We start from the raw sequence: 14499 nt of genomic DNA on the forward strand, positions 1-14499 counted from the left end.
GAGTTTAGATACTCATTCTAAATTCTTCGATAACCGGATTTACTTTAGCAAACTCTGTTTCTTGAACGAACAGTTCAACTGCTAAATCCGAATTTCCAAAACCACCCAATCGAGCTGACTGTATGTTGTTTTTTACTACTACATCTATTCCAACAGCTTCAATTTTTTGTTGTAAAGCTGTAGCTAAAATTTCACTTCCTGAAAATACTTTCATTAATCCCATGATATTATTTATTTTACTGATTAATATTAATTTCTAAACTTAGCTCCTCTAAATATCTAGCTTTGAAGAAGCGTAAAAAGGTTTCATGACCTTATAAATTAAATTACTTTTCCATAAGCTCCGCAAAGTTTCCTAATTTGCGGAGCGAGTATTATTCTTCTTCTCCTTCTATATCGTCCTCATCTTCTTCATTATTATCCTCTTCATCAAATTCTTCCTCATCTTCGTCTTCCTCATCCATTTCGAATACAAAAGGTTCAAGTAGCATTTTATCAACTAATATTTCTACTCGTTCTGTTAACACATCTGAAAAAACAATGCGTTGCGTTTTACTAATACTATTTGAAATACGCATAATTTTAGTTTCATTACGCAATTTCAAAATAGGATCGGCATCATCCAGAATAAACATTTTTAACCTATTGACGTTGAAACCTGCCGTAGTAAACATATCATTCAATTTAGTTGCAGTTCCAATTAACACATCGACTCCAGTAGAAATATAATTTTTATCATATTCCATGTCGCCTTTATCATGCACCCCAAACACTTGAAGATCCGTATATTTACCATACTTTTCAAAAAGGGCTTCCATTTCTAAAACCTTAGCTTTATCTTCAACAATAATTAAAGCACGTGGAGATTCTTCGGTTTCCTTAGCCAATTGCTGAATCACATTCAATACAATTGTCGTTGTTTTTCCACTTCCTCTTTCGGAAATAATAAGACAATCTGCGCCACTTTTTATTGTCGAAAAAGTTTCTTGCTGTAGTGCGTTAGCTACAGTCAAACCGTTCTCAATTAGACCTTCTTGTAACTTCTCGTTTATTTTTTTTAATTTCATTTTTTTATAGCTTAAAGCTCAATTCAATAATTTATTCGAATGTCATTATTTACTGGCAAACAATTTAACATCACTTTCGGAAATTTCGCTTCCGCCAAGGATTATCAAACGTTCCACAACATTTCTTAACTCACGGATATTTCCCGTCCAATCATATTCTTTTAACAAGCTTATTGCTGCTGCCGAAAACTTCTTCACTGCATTTCCTTGTTCAGAAGCAATTTTATCTGCAAAATGGCTAATCAACATTGGTATGTCATCGCGTCTTTCGTTTAACGCAGGAACTTTTATTAAAATCACTGCTAATCTATGGTACAAATCCTCGCGGAAACGACCTTCGGCAATCTCTACTTTTAAGTCTTTATTCGTTGCAGCAACCACACGAACATCTACTTTTATATCTTTATCAGCACCTACTCTCGTAATCATACTTTCTTGTAAAGCACGCAACACTTTAGCTTGAGCCGAAAGACTCATATCCCCAATTTCATCTAAGAAAATAGTTCCTTTGTCAGCCGCTTCAAATTTTCCTGCACGATCTTTCACTGCTGATGTAAAAGCTCCTTTTACGTGACCAAACAATTCACTTTCTATCAATTCTGATGGGATTGCAGCGCAGTTCACTTCGATTAATGGGAAATTAGAACGTACACTTTTTTCGTGTAATTGATGCGCCACTAATTCTTTTCCAGTTCCGTTTGGTCCTGTTATTAAAACCCTAGCTTCAGTTTCTGCTACTTTATCAATCATCACTTTGATGTGATTTATCGCTTCACTTTCACCAATCATTTCGTAGTTTTTACTAACCTTTTTCTTTAAGATTTTATTCTCTACTACGAGTTGTTTTTTGTCTAAAGCATTACGAACCGTATTCAATAAACGGTTTAAATCTGGTGGCTTTGAGATGTAGTCAAATGCTCCCAAACGCATCGTATAAATAGCCGTTTCCATATCGCCGTGACCGGAAATCATAACCATAGGTATTTCAGGTTTGATTTTTTTAACTGCTTCTAAAACCTCAACACCATCCATTTTTGGCATTTTGATATCACACAAAACTAAATCGTAGTCGTTATTTTTTATTTTTTCAAAACCAACAACACCATCTTCTGCTTCTTCTACTTGGTAAGTATCGTTTTCTTCTGAAAGTATTTTGCTGAGTACTCTTCTGATTGCAGCTTCGTCTTCTATTATTAGTATTTTTGGCATGTTTTTATTTATTTTTTTAAGGCGAAAAGATTACAAATATTCTAATTATTTCTTATCACGGCCATTCTTATATCAAAGAATATGCCCTAGCCCCGATTGCAGTGAAAATCCCACGCTTTTAGGCGTGGATTGCAGCGAAAAGCGGGAAACAGCTCCTTAAATTAATTAAACTTTATCGAAAAATCAATTAGTCAAGCTTTAATATTTTAACCATTTGTATAATTCACCCCAACTCGGTTTTTTTCCATACATCAATATTCCTATTCGATATATTTTTGCAGCAAACCAAACTACTGCAAAAAAGCTAGCAAATAATAGCGTTACTGATATGGCTATTTGCCACAAAGGTACGCCAAACGGAATTCGCATTAGCATTACGATAGGTGAAGTAAGTGGAATCATTGAAAAAACCACTGCTACCGTGCCGTGTGGATCATTAATAACGGTAAAAAAACCGATGTAAACACTCAACATTAATGGCATAATTATAGGCAAAAGAAACTGCTGCGAATCAGTTTGATTGTCAACTGCCGCACCAATTGCCGCATAAAACGAGCTGTATAAAAAATAGCCACCAATGAAATAAACGACAAAACCAATCAGGATACTTGCAATGGGCAAATTCCATAATTCCTTAATATACATTTGCGCAGTGCCAGATATTTCTTGCTGCGCAGCTTGCATTAATTCAGGTGAAATTCTCGCCGTTGGTCCAACATTTACACCTAAAAATACCGAAGCTGCAAACATGAGCGAGAGTCCGATTATTGTCCAAATGAAAAATTGTAGTAAACCCGCTAATGATGTACCAATGATTTTCCCAATCATCAGTTGGAATGGTTTTACAGATGAAATAATAATTTCGACAATTCTGCTGGTCTTTTCCTCTATTACACTTCGCATTACCATATTGCCATAAATGATAATAAACATCATGATCAGATAGCCAAAAGCACCTCCAATACCAATTTTTATTTCATTTAATCCCTTCACACTTTCTTCTCCCGATGTTTTTGTCAAGTTGATATTTACATTGGCCTTTGCTTTATTAATAGCTAAGGTGTCTAAATTAGCTTTGATCAGATTATCTTTTGTTAGCTTAGAGGCAATTTGATCTTGGATGTTTTCGATAAATGAAATGCTTGGACTGTCATTTGAAATGAACTGAATCTTACTTTCAAAATCCCTTGAATTGCTAACTTTAGGAATATACAGAAGTCCTTCATAACTTTCGCTAATGATACTATCTTTTAACAACTTTAAATCGACAAGAGATAAATCAAGGTATTTATATTCTCCATTTTCCTGATTTTTAGTTGTAAATTCTTGAACAAACAAACCAGACTCATCGTGAATTGCAATACTTTTTGTATCGGCTTTCATAGCACTAAGGTATGCTACGAATCCCATTAATGCCACAAATAATAATGGACTTAAAAAAGTCATAACTATAAAAGACTTGTTACGAACCTTCGAAATAAATTCTCTTTTTATGATTAATGAAATTATACTCATATGTTTTAATTATCAAATATTAAATTCCAATATTTGGAAGATTTGGAATTTTAAAAATCAGGACTTATTTATCGCTTACCGTTTGAATGAAAATATCATTAACGCTTGGTATTTTTTCCACGAAATGATTGACTTGACCTCGTTTTGTTAAGATATTCAACAATTCGTTTGGTGTTGCATTTCCTAATTGGATTTCTAATTTTAATGAATCATTTAATGACTTAAACTTAGCGGGACTAACTGTATATTTTTGTGTAATATCATACATCAAGCCTTCAACATTGTCTGACAAAATGCCAACTTCATAACTATTGGTTTTGAATTGTCTTTTCACATCATTCAACTTTCCTTCAATCAACTTGTTTGATTTGTGAATTAATGCAATGTGATCGCATAATTCCTCGACACTTTCCATACGGTGCGTTGAGAAAATTATAGTAGCTCCATCTTCACGAAGTTTTAAAATTTCATCCTTAATAACATTCGCATTTACAGGATCAAAACCAGAAAAGGGTTCATCAAAAATCAATAATTTAGGCTTGTGCAACACACATACAACAAACTGAATTTTTTGCGCCATTCCTTTAGATAATTCTTGAATTTTCTTGTTCCACCAACCTTGAATATCCAATCTTTCAAACCAATACTCCAATTGTTTTTTGGCTTCAGCCTTAGAAAGTCCTTTCATCTGCGCGAGATACAAGCACTGCTCTCCTACTTTCATAGTGTTGTAAAGTCCTCTTTCTTCAGGAAGATACCCTATATATTGTACATGTTTAGGTTGTAATTTTTCACCATCAAGAATAATTTGACCACTATCAGGTAAGGTAATTTGATTTATAATTCGAATAAGAGATGTTTTTCCAGCTCCATTTGGACCTAATAGTCCGTAGATACTCCCTTTTGGGACAGCTAATGTAACTTCGTTCAGCGCTACATAATCACCATATCGCTTTACTACTTTATTAACCTCAAGTATATTACTCATGCTTTGTTTTTAATTGATGTAAAAGTAAATAATTAGTGCCGAAATACTTATAATTGTTACACAAAAAACCCATCCTTGTCTAATTAAGGATGGGTTTTAGATTATTTATAAGTTTGCTTTAAATTGCAAACCTATTTATGAAAACATATCTTTTACTTTCTCGAAAAATGATTTGTCTGATTTTTCTGGATTTGGAATAAAGTTATCATCCGTTAAAGCATTTTCAAAAAACTGTTTTTGTTCTTTATTTAATGTCTTTGGAGTCCAAACATTAACATGAACTAACAAATCTCCGTTGCCATAACCGTTAATACTTGGAATTCCTTTCCCTTTTAACCTAAGAATTTTACCTGATTGAATTCCTTCCTCAAGTTTGATTCTTACCTTACCATTAATTGCCTCGATATCCTTAGAAATTCCAAGAACCGCTTCAGCAAAACTGATGTATAAATCAAAATGTAAATTTTCACCTTCGCGTTTCAAGAACTCATGTTCTAGTTCTTCAATGGCAACAATTAAATCTCCTGGAATGCTATTTCCTGGAGCATCATTTCCTTTACTCGAAACTTTCAACTGCATTCCATCAACAACTCCCGCAGGTATTTTGATAGAAACAGTTTCATCTTCAAGAATCATCCCTTGCGAATCCGCATTAGACGGTTTTTTATCTAAAATTTGACCTGAACCACTACAAGTAGGACAAGTTGAAGCAGATTGCATACGTCCTAAAATAGTATTAGTAACACGCATTACTTGCCCTTGACCGTTACAAGTAGAACAGGTTTTATAAGTTACGCCAGGCGCTTGAACCTTACGCTTTACTTTTACTTTTTTCTCAACACCATTAGCAATTTCTTCTAGTGTCAATTTTACTTTAATACGAAGATTACTTCCTTTAGCACGACGAACTCCGCCTCCACCTCCACCTCCGAAGCCACCAAAACCGCCTCCGAAAATATCACCAAATTGACTGAAAATATCATCCATATTCATGCCACCGTGTCCACCACCTCCGAAGCCTCCTGAACCATCAAAAGCTTGATGACCGTATTGATCATATTTCGCTTTTTTCTGCGGGTCGCTTAAAACTTCGTATGCTTCAGCAGCTAATTTAAATTTTTCTTCTGCCGATTTGTCTCCAGGATTTTTGTCAGGGTGATGCGCTATAGCTTGCTTTCTATATGCTTTTTTAATTTCGGCAGCATCAGCACTCTTTGTAATGCCTAATATTTCGTAAAAATCTTTTTTCATTTTTATTTTTCTTTCAAAAGTTCAGACGCAATGAATTGCTTCTTTACTTATACGTATTACTGACCTATAACAACTTTTGGGAAACGAATAATTTTGTCGCCTAGTTTATATCCTTTTTCAAGAATATCAACAATTTTACCTTTCATCTTATCAGATGGAGCTGGTATTTGAGTAATAGCTTCAGCAAAATCAGCATCAAATGCATCACCTACATTTACATCAACTTGCTCTAATCCTTTAGCAGCTAGCGTAGTCTTTAACTTTTCATTTATAAGCGCTACACCCTCTAGTAAAGGTCCATCATCCGTTTTACTGATTTCTGTAATCGCTCTATCGAAATCATCTAATATTGGCAATAACACCAATAAAACTTCTTGATTCGCCGTTTTGAACAACTCTATACGTTCTTTAGTTGTTCTTCTTTTGTAATTTTCAAACTCAGCAAATAATCGAAGATATTTATCTTTCTCTTTAGCTAAGTCTTGCGTTAATTGCTCTTCAACACTTAATTCCTCAATAATAATTTGCTCTCCATTAGCATTCATCTCTATCGTTGCATCATCTAATTCTTGATCGATTTCTGTATTTTCAGTAGTCATAGTACTCTTATTTTTAAAAATATTCTTAAAGTTCATTATTAATCTTTTTTCTGGATTGCAAAAGTACTGCCAATTCTTTTTAAATGTCAAATTGTCACCTTTTGTTAACTTTATTTTTTAGCCTGCTACTAATTGTTAAAATTATAAATTTTAAGATTATTTTAAGAATATATATGTGTTGTTTTTCTATTTTTGTAAACTTAGACAACAAATTTTATTAAATGTAAAAATTTAAGCCTTTAGTCTAAACAATTATTAATTCACCCCCGTATTATATAAAAAAGCTTCGTTTTGTACAAAACGAAGCTTTTTTTATGTTTTAGAACTCTACTCTTTACAGCAAAGCAAGTTTTAACTGTTCGAAATCAAGTAAAAGCTGTTCACCGCTACTTAAGTTTTTAAGTGAATAAGAATTTGTTTCCATTTCTTGCGCTCCTATTATAACCGCATAAGGAATTCCCCTTTTAACTGCATGCTGAAATTGCTTTGCAACCTTAGCATTATCGGGATATAATTCTACTTTGATTCCTGATGCTCTTAATTTTTGTATCGCTTGCATTGCGTATAAAGCCTCATTATCACCATAATTAATAAACATGGCTTTTGATGTTGCTGTAACGGTTTCTGGAAATAAATTTAGTTCGTCAATCACTAAATAAATTCGGTCTAATCCAAATGAAATCCCAACACCACTCATGTTTTTCAACCCAAAAATCCCGGTCAAATCGTCGTATCGTCCACCGCCTCCGATGGATCCCATAGCAACTGATTTTGGAGGAGCAACTTCAAATATAGCTCCAGTATAATAATTTAGTCCTCTTGCCAAAGTTACATCAAGATCTAAAATAGCGCTACTTAATCCTAGTTTTGCCACATTATCACATATAAAACGAAGTTCCTCTACTCCTTTCATTCCTTCATTAGAAGCCGAAAGTAAATCAGATAGTTTTTCGATTTTCTCTGAAATACTTCCAGTAAAATTGAATAAAGGCTGGACTTTTGTAATTGCATCTTCTTCAATTCCCTTTTCGATCATTTCTTTTTTAACACCATCCTCGCCTATTTTGTCCAGCTTGTCTAGTGCAACAGTGAAGTCTATTAATTTATCTGAAGCGCCTATTACCTCAGCAATTCCTGATAAAATCTTTCTGTTATTAATTTTAATTGTTACACCTTCTAATCCTAATGTTGTAAAAACAGTATCATATAATTGTACTAATTCTACTTCCTGCCACAACGACTTAGAGCCTACAACATCAGCATCACACTGGAAAAACTCTCTGAAACGTCCTTTTTGCGGTCGGTCTGCACGCCAAACTGGTTGGATTTGATATCTTTTGAAAGGAAATTCAATTTCATTTTGATGTTGCACCACGTAACGTGCAAAAGGAACGGTTAAGTCATAGCGCAATGCTTTTTCGGAAATACTTGAAGTTAACTTTGTACTATCCTTATTTACTAAATGTGTCACATTGGCTTTCGCCAAATAATCGCCTGAATTCAAAATTTTGAAAATCAGACGGTCGCCTTCCTCGCCGTACTTACCCATTAGAGTATCCGAATTTTCAAACGACGGTGTTTCTATAGGTTGAAATCCGAATTTTTCGAAATTACTTTTTATAATTTGTATAATATACTGACGTTTTGCCACCTCGCTAGGTGAAAAATCTCTAGTTCCTTTTGGAATACTCGGTTTTGATGCCATTTTTATGCTATATGGTTTTTGATATTACAAGTAAGATTTGTATGCTCTTCTTAATAAATCTCAATTTGTAAATTATTCTGCAAATATCTTATTTTTTAAATTATTCTAATTACTTAATTCATCATTTTATTGCAAGCCTCATAGCCCCGATTGAAGTGAAAATACAGTTGTAAAAAATAATATTGTTTTCTTGCATAAAAGAGCGACCAGAGGAAGCTACTTTTAGGCACTTGAAAACAAATTATTCTTGCTGCTGGATTGTAACGGAAAGCGGGAAATAGCTCCAGATAAAATCTATTACAAGAAATTAAATTTTAGCTTAAGAAAAATTGTAACAAAAATTGTATTTTCGTGTCAAACTTATATGATGTTTAAATTATTTAAAGAAAACGTACGCATTGCCCTAGGTTCTATACGAACGCAATTGCTGCGAACTGTACTTACAGTAATGATTATTGCTATTGGGATTACAGCTTTAGTTAGTATTCTTACGGTTGTTTCGGCGCTTGAAAACACTATTTCATCTGATTTTGCATCGATGGGAGCTAACACTTTCAACATCAAGCAATACGAAAACACGACTAGAAACCGTGGCGGAAACGAACGAATTATTGTAAATCCAATTATTTCTTATCCTGAAGCAGTTGCTTTTAAAAATAAATACAATTTTCCATTTACGGAAACTTCACTTTCATTTACAGCGACTAGCAATGCTGAAGTAAAATACGAATCGACTAAAACAGATCCCGAAAATTCAATTGTAGGAGTTGATGAATATTTCATGTCTAATTCTGGGCTAGAAACGAGTTCTGGTCGAAATTTTACTGGATTTGACATTGACAATAATGCGTATGTATGCGTTGTGGGTTCCGATTTTGAGAAAGGATTATTAAAGGATGTAAACCCAATTGATAAAGTCATTTCTATACGAGGCGCGAAATTTAAAGTTATTGGTGTCTTGAAAGAAAAAGGTTCCACTTTTGGAAACAGTCAGGATTTACGAGTTTTGATCCCTATTCAAGTGGCGCGTTCTTTATTTACAGCTCCTAACATCAACTATACTGTGAGTGTTATGGTAGACAAAAAAGAATTACTTGAACAAGCGCTGGACAATGCGACAAGTACCATGCGTAGAGTTCGTAAGTTAAGCCCTGTAAAAGAAAATAATTTTGGGGTTGTACGTAGCGACGATTTAATCAACCGAATTTTAGGTATTACAAAATATCTTGGACTTGCTTCTTGGCTTATAGGTATTATAACGGTGCTAGGCTCATCGATCGCATTGATGAATATAATGATTGTTTCTGTCACGGAACGCACGAGAGAAATAGGTGTTAGAAAAGCATTAGGAGCTAAAAAAACTACAATTGCAATTCAATTTTTTATTGAAACTTTACTGATTGGTCAACTAGGCGGCCTTGTAGGTATTATCTTTGGAATCCTTATTGGTTTTGGAATAGCAACAGCAATGGATTTTGCATTTGTGATTCCGTGGGGAGCGATAATAGCAGCTTTTATTACTAGTTTTATTGTTGCTATTGCTTCTGGGTTATACCCAGCAATTAAGGCAGCGGTATTAGATCCTATTGAAGCTTTGCGATACGAATAATGAAGGTACGAGCTAGCAAAAAAAGCACAAACTATTTAATTTCCAAATCGTTAATCTAAGAATAAAACTGTCTCTTTTAAACCTATTAGAAATAGATCTACGTTTTAGTTTTAGATTGAATAAATGGACTTATAAGTAGTATCGCAACATTGCAGTTTTTACTTTTCACTTCGAATCATTCTATCATTGCCATAAATATCTTTTCGCAATTCGATATTTTTAAAATTCATTTCTTCTAGTAAATTAATCATTTCTTGACCTAAATATTGATTAATTTCAAAAAACAACTGGCCGTTTTCCGAGAGGTTCTTTTGAGCTAGTTCTGCGATTTTTCTATAAAAAATTAAAGCATCATCATCTTCTACAAAAAGTGCTAAATGAGGTTCATTATCTAAAACATTTTTCTTGATTTCCTCCTTTTCGAGATTTCTAACATAAGGAGGATTTGAAACGATTATATCATATTGTAGCTCTAAGTCAACTGTCTCAAGAATGTTTTTATTTGTAAAAGTAACTTCTACTTTATTACTTTCTGCATTTTTTTGGGCTGTATCCAAAGCATTTTCAGAAACATCAATAGCAAAGACCTGAGCATTCGGAATGTAGTTAGCTAAAGAAATTGCGATGCAACCGCTACCTGTGCCAATATCAAGAATCTTTAAACCTTTTGAATTATGATCAACTTGATTGCTTTTGATAATCCAATCGACCAATTCCTCCGTTTCAGGTCTAGGAATCAAAACATTAGTATTTACTTCGAAATCTAATCCGTAAAAACTAGTTTTCCCAAGTAAATATTGAACTGGAATTTCATTTTTTAATTGTTCTAAAATCGCATTCCATATTTTTATTTCATCTTCAGAAAAAGTCAAATCATGCTGTAAAGCCAAGTCAATACGCTTCAATTGCTGTTTATTTTCTAATATTAAATAGAAAAAACTTTCAGCTTCGCCTTCATCAAAAATTGGCGTTAATTCTTGAATAAAATAAGATCTATATTCTTTAATTTTCATTTGTTGATTTATATCGAGAAATAAATTAGGGCTAAAAAGTGTAACTATTACGTTATAATTTTTTCAACATCCAGACCGGACAACTTACATGGCCAGTGCTTCCCATTGGTTCAGCGATAGTTTCAAAGCCAGATTTCCTATATAGTTTTTGTGCGTCAAGCATGAAGGGCATTGTTTCCAAATAACAACTTTCAAAACCAAAAGAAATCGCACTTTGCATACACAAATCCATCATTTCACTACCTATTCCTAATCCACGAACTTCAGGCAAAAAATACATTTTTTGAAGTTCACAAACTGTTTCTGCCTCATTTTCTAAAGGCGCTATACCAGCACATCCAACTATTTTTTCATTATGCTCCACAACATAATAAACCGCTCGAGGCTTATTGTACTCTTCAAACATAGAATCCAAATAAGGATCCGCGTATGCTGTACCCACTTTTAGAATATCCATTTCGTCAAAAACAGCGCGTATCAATTGAGCCACTGCCTGATTGTCTTCCTTATTAATTTTTCTGATGTTGTAATTCTCCATTTTATAAAAAATCTATTTGCACTCACAAAAATAGAAATTGTTTGGTGTAAATATCAATAGTTTTCAAACTAAATCATAAACTCAAAAATTACTACTTTTGCAATGTGAAAATACAGGAAAAATATATAAAAAGGTGCATCGAATTAGCCAAAAATGGATTAGGTACAACCTACCCAAATCCAATGGTAGGTAGCGTGATAGTTTATGACGGGAAAATTATTGGTGAAGGTTGGCACAAAAAAGCAGGAGAACCACACGCAGAAGTAAATGCTATAAATTCCGTTAAAGACAAGTCGCTTTTGCAAAAAGCGACTATCTATGTGAGTTTAGAACCATGCAGCCACTTTGGCAAAACACCACCTTGCTGTAATTTGATTATCGAAAACAAGATTCCGAATGTCGTTATTGGAACAGTTGACTCCAATGTGAAAGTAGCCGGAAACGGAATAAAAAAATTAATAGAAGCCGGAATTCAAGTGAATGTTGGAGTTTTAGAAAAAGAATGTCACGACTTAAACAAGCGCTTTTTTACCTTTCACGAAAAGAAACGTCCTTATATAATATTAAAATGGGCTCAAAGCCAAGACGGTTTTATTGCACCATCTGAAAAATTAGAGAAAAAACCAGTTTGGATTACCAATCCGTATTCTAGACAAATGGTTCATAAATGGCGAAGTGAGGAACAGGCGATTCTAGTAGGAACGCAAACAGTGATTGATGATAATCCAAAATTAGACACTAGAGATTGGGCAGGAGATAATCCAATTCGATTGGCTCTTGACCAAAACAATCGCATTCCAGAAAACAGCCAAATTCTGAATAACCAAGTTAAAACTATCCTATTTTCCAAATCTAAAACAGCTGTTATAAAAGAAAATACTACCTTTGAGTGTATCGATTTTCAAAAAAATGTAGCTAAACAGATTGTAGAATCACTATACGAGCACCAAATCCAATCTGTTATCATTGAAGGCGGCAGCCAAACCCTACAGACATTTATTGATGCTAACCTTTGGGACGAAGCTCGAGTCTTTATTGGAAACATCCATTTTACTAACGGAAAAAAAGCCCCTCAACTCGTGAGTAAAGAAGCAGAGAAACGATATATCGGTGCAGACGAACTTATAATTTCAAGAAACCATGATTAACACTATAATTTTTGATTTTGGAGATATTTTTATCAATTTAGATAAAGAAGCGACCATTACTGCTTTTAAAAAATTAGGATTAAGCGAATGGAATACTGATTTGAATAATTTGAACATGCAATTTGAGACTGGAAAAATTTCCCGCGAAAATTTCCTTTCGGGAATTCAAAAACACATTCCAAATGCTAGTATTCAAGAAATTGAAACTGCTTGGTGCACAATACTTCTTGACTTTCCTCTCTATCGCTTAGAGTTTCTTCAAATACTTTCTCAAAAATACCGTCTATTTTTACTATCAAATACAGATGCAATTCATATCGAGTCATTTGAGCAAAAACATGGAATTTCTTTTTATAGCGATTTCTATCAATGTTTTGAAAAAGTGTATTTTTCGTATGAAATTGGTTTACGAAAACCTGATTTAGAAATATACAAGCATTTAATTAACAATCATGAATTAGATCCAAAACGCACATTATTTGTTGATGACAAAAAAGAAAACACTGATGCGGCTCATAGTTTAGGATTTAACGTTTATAATTTACAAGTAGGAGAAGAAGATGTAATCCATTTATTAGACAGAACAATAATTTAGAAATAGAACACTTTTGGACATTAAAGACACTTACAAAACCATTGATTTTTCACCAGAAGAGGTGCTTTTCAAAGAAAAAAATAGTAAGTTTTTTGGATACGCATTTCCAATCCAGTCGGAGGAAGAAGTCAAGCCACTAATTGATACTCTACGTAAGCAACATCCAAATGCTGGCCATTTTTGTTACGCCTATCAGTTAGGCACAGATATTATTTCTTATCGTGCTAATGATGATGGAGAACCAAGCAATACTGCCGGAATGCCTATTTACGGCCAAATTCAATCTTTTTCAGTAACTAATATACTAATTGTAGTGGTACGGATTTTTGGCGGTGTTAAATTAGGAGTCGGTGGATTAATTTCTGCTTATAAAACAACGGCACAATTAATTCTTGAAGGTTGTGAGATTACTGAAAAAACCATCGATATTCATTTTACAATCTCATTTGATTACAAAAACATGAATAAAGTAATGCGAGTAGTTAAGGAAAAGAAGCTCGACATTGTGAATCAAGAAATGGAAATAAATGAAATTTCGGGACTTCCAATAGGCAAAATAGAGATAAAAACACGAAAAAAAAATGCCGAAATGATCTTCGACATTTTCAATTCAATGTTTGAGATTGAAATAAAACGAATTTAAATTCAATCGAAACAGTATTATTTTGAACTTTATTCAAGTGTTTTGAACAACTCTAAAATATTATCTGGTGGAGCTGTCGGTCTTCCCGTTTTTAAAGACACAAAAACCAAAATAAAATGGGCAGTTGTTAATAACTCATCAGACTCATTATAAATAGCGCAGTCAAATTCTATCTTTACAGCGGACCTACTTTTAAAAGCAGTATGAACTGTTAGCAGCTCATCATAGCGCGCTGATTTCTTATAATTTATATTCATAGAAACTATAGGAAGTGCAATTCCATTTTCTTCCATAGATTTATATGAAATCCCTTTGTTTCTGAGCCATTCGACGCGTCCAATCTCAAAATAAGGGATATAATTCCCATGATATACAACACCCATTTGGTCTGTTTCAGAGTATCTAACCCTAACTTCTATTTGATGATTTTTCATTTATTATATATTAAAAAATTTAATTCTAAATAACCCCTTACGACAATAATTCGTAAAATTATACCCCCTTTAATTTTTTTTTACAGAAAATTGTTCACATATTTGTTACCCCGATAATAGATAACAAAACTACTTTTATTTAGTAAGATAAAAATTACCAATTAAAAAACAATTTAATAGAATAT

Annotated in this window: 15 protein-coding genes; 4 read left to right on the forward strand and 11 right to left on the reverse strand. The window is 33.4% G+C overall.

The genetic code is table 11. From position 1 onward, the window contains the following. Positions 1 to 4: 4 nt before the first annotated feature. From LNP27_RS15140 to hisS, 8 genes are all read right to left on the reverse strand, one after another. Positions 5 to 223, reverse strand: a complete 219-nt coding sequence (locus tag LNP27_RS15140; RefSeq protein WP_229942482.1) for a putative signal transducing protein — start codon at positions 221 to 223, stop codon at positions 5 to 7. A 151-nt stretch (positions 224 to 374) separates the two neighbouring features. Further along, complete coding sequence (locus LNP27_RS15145; RefSeq protein WP_229942483.1) at positions 375 to 1067, reverse strand: DEAD/DEAH box helicase; 693 nt, start codon at positions 1065 to 1067, stop codon at positions 375 to 377. A 45-nt stretch (positions 1068 to 1112) separates the two neighbouring features. Beyond that, complete coding sequence (locus LNP27_RS15150; protein WP_229942484.1) at positions 1113 to 2276, reverse strand: sigma-54-dependent transcriptional regulator; 1164 nt, start codon at positions 2274 to 2276, stop codon at positions 1113 to 1115. A 198-nt stretch (positions 2277 to 2474) separates the two neighbouring features. Beyond that, on the reverse strand, positions 2475 to 3791 hold the full coding sequence (locus LNP27_RS15155) for an ABC transporter permease (RefSeq protein ID WP_229942485.1): 1317 nt from the start codon (positions 3789 to 3791) through the stop codon (positions 2475 to 2477). A 64-nt stretch (positions 3792 to 3855) separates the two neighbouring features. Next, complete coding sequence (locus LNP27_RS15160) at positions 3856 to 4779, reverse strand: ABC transporter ATP-binding protein (protein ID WP_229942486.1); 924 nt, start codon at positions 4777 to 4779, stop codon at positions 3856 to 3858. Positions 4780 to 4914: 135 nt separating this feature from the next. Next, on the reverse strand, positions 4915 to 6030 hold the full coding sequence (gene dnaJ, locus LNP27_RS15165; protein ID WP_229942487.1) for a molecular chaperone DnaJ: 1116 nt from the start codon (positions 6028 to 6030) through the stop codon (positions 4915 to 4917). A 56-nt stretch (positions 6031 to 6086) separates the two neighbouring features. After that, a complete protein-coding gene (locus tag LNP27_RS15170; protein WP_229942488.1) occupies positions 6087 to 6665 on the reverse strand; it encodes a nucleotide exchange factor GrpE in 579 nt (192 codons plus the stop codon). Between the two features lie 298 nt (positions 6666 to 6963). After that, a complete protein-coding gene (gene hisS, locus LNP27_RS15175) occupies positions 6964 to 8334 on the reverse strand; it encodes a histidine--tRNA ligase (protein WP_229942489.1) in 1371 nt (456 codons plus the stop codon). 364 nt (positions 8335 to 8698) lie between these two features. On the opposite strand from hisS, the gene LNP27_RS15180 reads away from it, so the two are divergent. Continuing rightward, entirely contained in the window at positions 8699 to 9943 is a 1245-nt protein-coding gene (locus LNP27_RS15180; protein ID WP_229942490.1) for an ABC transporter permease, read from the forward strand. Between the two features lie 158 nt (positions 9944 to 10101). Here LNP27_RS15180 and prmC read toward each other — a convergent pair whose 3' ends face one another. Beyond that, a complete protein-coding gene (gene prmC / locus LNP27_RS15185; protein ID WP_229942491.1) occupies positions 10102 to 10956 on the reverse strand; it encodes a peptide chain release factor N(5)-glutamine methyltransferase in 855 nt (284 codons plus the stop codon). Between the two features lie 52 nt (positions 10957 to 11008). Further along, entirely contained in the window at positions 11009 to 11494 is a 486-nt protein-coding gene (locus LNP27_RS15190) for a GNAT family N-acetyltransferase (protein WP_229942492.1), read from the reverse strand. A 104-nt stretch (positions 11495 to 11598) separates the two neighbouring features. Here LNP27_RS15190 and ribD point away from each other — a divergent pair, with 104 nt between their 5' ends. From ribD to LNP27_RS15205, 3 genes are read left to right on the forward strand one after another with little or no spacing between them, the layout of a single operon-like run. After that, a complete protein-coding gene (gene ribD / locus LNP27_RS15195; RefSeq protein WP_229942493.1) occupies positions 11599 to 12642 on the forward strand; it encodes a bifunctional diaminohydroxyphosphoribosylaminopyrimidine deaminase/5-amino-6-(5-phosphoribosylamino)uracil reductase RibD in 1044 nt (347 codons plus the stop codon). Continuing rightward, positions 12635 to 13237: an HAD family hydrolase gene (locus tag LNP27_RS15200; protein WP_229942494.1), complete on the forward strand. Its 603-nt coding sequence runs from the start codon at positions 12635 to 12637 to the stop codon at positions 13235 to 13237. Before ribD ends, LNP27_RS15200 begins: the two co-directional genes overlap by 8 nt. Before the next feature lie 13 nt (positions 13238 to 13250). Further along, a complete protein-coding gene (locus tag LNP27_RS15205) occupies positions 13251 to 13880 on the forward strand; it encodes an IMPACT family protein (protein ID WP_229942495.1) in 630 nt (209 codons plus the stop codon). A 29-nt stretch (positions 13881 to 13909) separates the two neighbouring features. On the opposite strand, the gene LNP27_RS15210 is transcribed toward LNP27_RS15205, so the two are convergent. Continuing rightward, on the reverse strand, positions 13910 to 14314 hold the full coding sequence (locus tag LNP27_RS15210) for an acyl-CoA thioesterase (RefSeq protein WP_229942496.1): 405 nt from the start codon (positions 14312 to 14314) through the stop codon (positions 13910 to 13912). Between the last annotated feature and the right edge of the window lie 185 nt (positions 14315 to 14499).

The organism is Flavobacterium galactosidilyticum (genome assembly GCF_020911945.1).
Taxonomy (GTDB): Bacteria; Bacteroidota; Bacteroidia; order Flavobacteriales; family Flavobacteriaceae; genus Flavobacterium; species Flavobacterium galactosidilyticum.